This is a genomic window from Actinomadura sp. WAC 06369, assembly GCF_003947565.1.
Classification (GTDB): Bacteria; Actinomycetota; Actinomycetes; order Streptosporangiales; family Streptosporangiaceae; genus Spirillospora; species Spirillospora rifamycini.
On the sequence record NZ_QHJN01000314.1, the window covers coordinates 1 to 4319 of the forward strand.

General features: G+C 74.6%; 3 protein-coding genes and 1 pseudogene. 3 read left to right on the forward strand and 1 reads right to left on the reverse strand.

The genetic code is table 11. From position 1 onward, the window contains the following. Window positions 1–53: 53 nt before the first annotated feature. A pseudogene (locus tag DMH08_RS42900) lies at window positions 54–371 on the forward strand (glycosyltransferase); the annotation flags it as partial. A 228-nt stretch (window positions 372–599) separates the two neighbouring features. Here DMH08_RS42900 and DMH08_RS38785 read toward each other — a convergent pair. Continuing rightward, on the reverse strand, window positions 600–1571 hold the full coding sequence (locus DMH08_RS38785) for a glycoside hydrolase family 26 protein (protein ID WP_125621231.1): 972 nt from the start codon (window positions 1569–1571) through the stop codon (window positions 600–602). Between the two features lie 117 nt (window positions 1572–1688). Between DMH08_RS38785 and DMH08_RS38790 the strand changes: the two genes are divergently transcribed. Together DMH08_RS38790 and DMH08_RS38795 are read left to right on the forward strand one after the other, a co-directional pair. Next, the gene (locus DMH08_RS38790) at window positions 1689–2951 is read left to right on the forward strand and encodes a carboxylate--amine ligase (RefSeq protein WP_064743669.1); all 1263 of its coding nucleotides are present in this window, start codon (window positions 1689–1691) and stop codon (window positions 2949–2951) included. Between the two features lie 28 nt (window positions 2952–2979). Continuing rightward, on the forward strand, window positions 2980–4227 hold the full coding sequence (locus DMH08_RS38795) for an NAD(P)-binding domain-containing protein (RefSeq protein WP_125621233.1): 1248 nt from the start codon (window positions 2980–2982) through the stop codon (window positions 4225–4227). Window positions 4228–4319: the final 92 nt, after the last annotated feature.

A 4319-nucleotide genomic window follows, 5' to 3' on the forward strand; every position in this document is an offset into this window, starting at 1 on the left:
GGTGGGAGGTGGCGGTCGCGTGCCCGCCGGACGGCGACCTGCCGGGGCGCTGCGTGGCGGCCGGGGTGCCGTGGTTCAACTGGGACGCGGGGCGCGCGCCCGGGGCGGCGGCGGTGCGGGAAGCGATGGCGCTGCGGCGGCTCGTGGCCGGGTTCCGGCCCGACGTCGTGCACCTGCACTCGTCCAAGGCGGGCCTCGCCGGACGGCTGCTGCCCGGGCCGCGCCGGACGCCGGTGATCTTCCAGCCGCACGGGTGGTCGTGGCTCGCGGCGACCGGACGGCAGCGCGCGCTCAGCCTCGCGTGGGAGCGGCTCGCGGCGCGCCGCGCGGACGCGCTGGTGTGCGTCGGCGCGGGCGAGTTGGGGGAGGGCGTGCAGGCGGGGGTGCGCGGCGCGTACCGGCTCATCCGCAACGGCGTCGACCGGACCCGGTTCGCGTTCGCGTCGGACGCCGGGCGGGCGGCGGCGCGGGCGCGGCTCGGGATCCCCGCGGCGGTCCCGCTCGCGGTGTGCGTCGGGCGGCTCACCCGGCAGAAGGGGCAGGACGTGCTGGTCGCGGCGTGGCCGGACGTCCGGGCACCTCCACACGCCGTGCGGGCATTAGTCGGTGATCGTCTGGTAGGCGACGTCGTGCGCCATGATCCAACTGTGCATTCCCCGGATGTATTCGGGATTGTCGGAATTGCGGAACAGGCCCCATTCGGCGAACGAGAGGGGCTTTCCGCGGGCCCGCGCGAACTCGGCCTGGTCGCGCAGCCCGTACGGTTCGTTCACGTAATGGTCGAATGTCGTCCCGTGCGGCTGGTCGTAGCTGTCGGAGCCGATGATGTCGACGACGTCGTCGCCCGGATAGCACTTCGGCCACGGAATCGCGTCGCGCCCTCGGCTCGGCGTGAAATCGAACCGGAAGTTCGTGTCCGGAACGGCCCGCATCGTCTTCACGATGCTCCGCCAGTACGCCTTCCACGCGTCCGGGTCCGGGGCGCACCGGCCGGTGTAGCTGGTGCCGTTCATCTCCCAGCCGAGGACGATCACGGCGTCCCCGGCGCCGGCGGCGGCGAGCCGCTTCGCGAGCGTCCGGTAGTGCCGGTCGAACCGGCCCTTCGCCCCGTGGCGGAGGAGCATCGACATGACCGGGGACGGCATCCACTCCTCGTTCGCCGCCATCATCGGCACGTTCAGCACCAGCATGCGGCGGGGATCGGCGTTCGCCCAGCGGGCCCACGGCCCGATGATCCCCGCCGGGCCCTCGATGGCCGCCCAGCCGTCGCCCGGCAGGTAGGTGCGGCCGACGGTCACGGCCGAGCCGAGCCAGTCGGCGAAGTGCGGGACGCGCGCGACGCCCTCCTCGCCCGAGCCGAGGAACGCCCCCAGCGGAACGTATTTCTCCTTTGTCTCGGACGACTGCGCCCGCGGAAATGTCGGAAGCGCCGGGAAAACCGCGGTCGACGCGTTCAGCGCGATGAGCGTCACCGTGGTGGTTAGCGCGACGGAGAGCGGGCAGAACGGTATAGGTCGTTTACGTGATCGCCGCGACGGCCGTCCGGATGAATGGATATCCGTTGCTCGCATGCGTATCCTTATGCCCGGTCGAATACAACCCGAACAAAACGGCAAAGTGTTCGATGGCAAATTTTACTCAGCGACAAGGAAGGCCGCCGTGCGCCGCGACCCGCAGGAACGGGCCCGTTGAACGGGACGCCCGCCGAACCCGGTGCGCCCGACCCGAGCGGGGCCCGGCCCGACCTCGACCCCGCCCTCCCGGTCCTGCTGCTGCGCACCGACCACAACCACTTCCACCACGGCACCCTCGGCGCGATCCGCTCCCTCGGACGCGCCGGGGTGCGGGTCCACGCGATCCTGGAGAGCCGCCGCAACCCGGTGGCCCGCTCCCGCTACCTGCACCGCGGCCACCCGTGGGCGCCGCCCGCGCAGCGCCCGTCCGCGCTCCTCGGCCACCTGCGCATGATCGGCGAACGGATCCCCGGCGGCCCCGCGCTGCTCCTCCCGGTCGACGACGCCGGCGCGATCTTCGCCGCCGAGTACGCCGACGCGCTCGCCCCCCGCTTCGTCGTCCCGCCGCAGGACCCGGACGTCCCGCGCCGCGTCGCCGACAAGGCCCGCCTCCTCGCCGCCTGCGAAGAGCACGGCATCCCCGCCCCGGAGTCCCGCGTCCCCGCCGCGCGCGGCGAGGTCGACGACGCCGTCAAGGCGCTCGGCCTGCCGATCATCGCGAAGTGGGCGCGGCCCTGGCTGCTCCCGCGCGGGCTGCGCAGCACCACGCTCGCCCCCACCGCCGACGACGTCCACCGGCTGTTCGCCACGGGCGCCGACCACGACGCGGGCCCGCTCGTCCTGCAGCGCCGCATCCCGCCCGACGGCGGCGACTGGTTCTTCCAGGGCTACTTCGACGCCGCCCGCACCTGCCGGTACGGCGGCGTCGGCCGCAAGCACCTCGCGCACCCGCCGCAGGCCGGGCACACCGTCGCCGGCGAGTGGGTCGACAACCCCGAGGTCCGCGACCTCGCCGTCCGCGCCGCCGGGCTGCTCGGCTGCCGCGGCCTCGTCGACCTCGACTTCCGCCGCGACCCCGCCACCGGCGACTACCGCCTCCTCGACTTCAACCCCCGCCTCGGCGCCCAGTTCCGGCTGTTCACCGACGCGCGGGGCCTCGACCTCGCCCGCGCCCTGCACCTCGACCAGTCCGGCCGCGCCGTCCCGGCCGCCCGGCCGGTCATCGGGCGCACCCTGCTGGTGGAGAACCACTACCTCCGGCAGGCGATCGGCCGGCGGCCGCGCACGGGGGCCCTCCGCCCGCTGCGCTCCGCCGACGAACTCGCCTGGTACGCGGGCGACGACCTGCGGCCCTTCCTCGCGATGGGCCGGCAGAGCGCGCTGCGCGCGGCCGAACGGTTCCGCGACGCGCACCGGGACCGTCCGTCCCGACCCTGATCCGCATCTACACACGGGGGAATTGCACATGAGCGACTCGGCCATCGACGTCGTGATCGTCGGCGCCGGGCCCTACGGGCTGTCGACCGCCGCGCACCTGCAGAACATCGGCCTGGACGTCCGCGTCATCGGCACGCCGATGCAGTTCTGGGACGTCGGCATGCCACCCGGCATGTACCTGAAGTCCGAGCCGTTCGCCTCCAGCCTCGGCGCGCCGCAGCCCGGCATGGCCTTCACCGACCGCAACCCCGGGTGGCGCATCGGCCAGCCGATCCCCCTGGAGACGTTCGTCGCCTACGGCCGCTGGTTCGCGTCCGTGTGCGCGCCCGGCACGACCCCCGGCGAGGTCGTGAACGTCGACCGCGGCGGCCCCGGGTACATCGTCACCCTCGCCGACGGCGAGGAGATCCCCACCCGGACGGTCGTCGTCGCCGTCGGCGTCGGCCCCTTCGCGCACGTCCCCGAGGAACTCACCGGCATGCCGTCGTGGCTCGTCTCGCACAGCACCGACCACAACGACCTCGGGCTCTTCCGCGGCAAGGACGTCGCCGTCGTCGGCGCCGGCCAGTCCGCGCTCGAGACCGCCGTCCTGCTCGCCGACATCGGCGCCCGCCCGCACGTTCTCGCCCGCCGCGTCCGGCTCGACTGGAACCCGCGCCCGAACGAGCGCCGCTCCCTGCCGGAGAAGCTGCGCGGCGGCCCCCGCTCCGGCCTCGGCAGCGGCTACCGCACCTGGCTGTGGGCCGAACGGCCCGGCCTCGTCCGGCACCTGCCGGAGGCGACGCGGCAGCGGCTCGTCCGCGAGACGCTGCCGCCCGCCGGGGCGTGGTGGCTGCGCGACCGCTGCGACGAGCGCATCCGCGTCACCACCGGCGTCCACCTGCTGAAGGCGATCGAGCAGGACGACGGCATCGCCGTCACCACCACCGACCGGCACGGCCGCCGCGACGTCGCCGAGGTCGAGCACGTCATCTGCGCCACCGGCTTCGCGCCGGACCTCGCGCGCCTCACCCTGCTCTCGTCCGACCTGCGCGCGCGCGTCAAGTCCCGCCTCGGCTCGCCCGTGCTGTCCCGCGACTTCGAGTCGTCCGTACCGGGCCTCTACTTCGCGGGCCTCGCCGCCGCCGCGACGTTCGGACCGGTCATGCGGTTCGTGCACGGCTCGGGCTTCGCCGCGCGCCGCATCTCCGGACACATCATCCGCACCACCCCGCGCGGCCGCACACCGCTCCGCCGCCCCGGCACCGTCCCCGGCCCCGACGCCCTCCGCACCTGACGGGCCCCGGGCCACAACGACACCCCACCCACACGACCGCCCGCCCGCACCGGGGCCCGTCAGGTGCGGAGGGCGTCGGGGCCGGGGACGGT